General features: G+C 30.8%; 2 protein-coding genes. Both read left to right on the top strand.

The window, feature by feature from the left end; all coding sequences use genetic code 11:
• Positions 1 to 290 precede the first annotated feature (290 nt).
• On the top strand, positions 291 to 707 hold the full coding sequence (locus BU038_RS12720) for an Ltp family lipoprotein (protein ID WP_241963179.1): 417 nt from the start codon (positions 291 to 293) through the stop codon (positions 705 to 707).
• A 3-nt stretch (positions 708 to 710) separates the two neighbouring features.
• Positions 711 to 941 (top strand): Ltp family lipoprotein, encoded by a 231-nt coding sequence (locus BU038_RS12855; protein ID WP_425385747.1) that lies wholly within the window; start codon positions 711 to 713, stop codon positions 939 to 941.
• Positions 942 to 1,263 lie beyond the last annotated feature (322 nt).

Genomic DNA, 1,263 nt, shown 5'->3' with positions numbered 1-1,263 from the left:
CTAAAATACATTTTACTTGCAGAAGATTTTAAAGTTAGAAGAACCAACTCAATACTTCATTGACAAGATTGTTAAGACTAAATGATAAATGCTGAATATTAATAAAACAAATATGATGATTTCATTTCACCTTATCATGTATAAAGCATCCGCTAACTATAGAATTAAACAAGCTTTAACTATTATGAACAAACCCGATTTATTAACCTGACTTAAAATTGACAATTCTATGTAATGTGTCATCACGTTCTGGTTTTTTAAATATATATAAATAGAAAAGAGGTTTATGAATGGCAAAGAAAGAAGAGATTTATTACAACGAAAAGGGTGAACGTGTTTATCCACACAAAAACAAGAAACGACCGTTTTTTTTAGGTTGTTTCGGATTAATTGTTTTACTGTTTATTATTATTGGATGTTCGGCAGCTGTAACTAGTGGAGGAGAAAGTTCAGATAACTCCTCTTCCGATTCTGAAAATTCTTATTCTGATTCGGAATCTTCAACAACTGAATATGATAATGAAACTGCATATCCAGATACCGAAGAGTCATATTCTGATACATTTGATGAAAGTTTGTCTTATGATACTGAATCTTCTTTATCTGATTTAGATGAAGAACAGTCAAAAAGCTCTATAGAGGGTGAGTCACGTGCCGCCTTAAACTCAGCTAAAACATACTCTGATATAATGCACATGTCTAAATAAGGTATTTATGACCAGCTTATATCAGAGTATGGTGAACAGTTCTCTGAAGAAGATGCACAATATGCCATTGATAATTTAAACGTCGATTATAACGAGAATGCATTAGAAACAGCTAAAGTCTATCAAGAGGAAATGGATATGTCTAAAGCAGAAATCTTTGATCAATTAACCTCTGAATATGGTGAAAAATTCACTACAGAAGAAGCGCAATATGCCGTAGATCACTTAGATTAATGATTATTACCTTTAACATAAACAGAGGTACAACATGAAAAACCTAGCTTTATTAAAGGTTGATTTAATTTCAATAAATGGCTCGCGTGAGAGAAAACTATTTCATTAAAAACAAAAAGTTAAATTTGATGATGGAATGATGCTATATAAGTTGAAATTGACACCATTGTAACATGGGTGAATATAATTAAAATGATAATCATGTAAATGAACACTATATTCCTTTCAATCTTGAAATCTGAAAGAAATAACACATTCAGATATAAAAATAACATCAAGAGACATTCAGAGTGGTAACTAAAAAACAGGGCAGACTATCTGC

The sequence above is a fragment of the Staphylococcus simulans genome, from assembly GCF_003043455.1.
GTDB lineage: Bacteria > Bacillota > Bacilli > Staphylococcales > Staphylococcaceae > Staphylococcus > Staphylococcus simulans_A.
The sequence above is the reverse complement of the archived record's forward strand: the minus strand, read 5'-3'. Positions and strand labels throughout refer to the sequence as shown.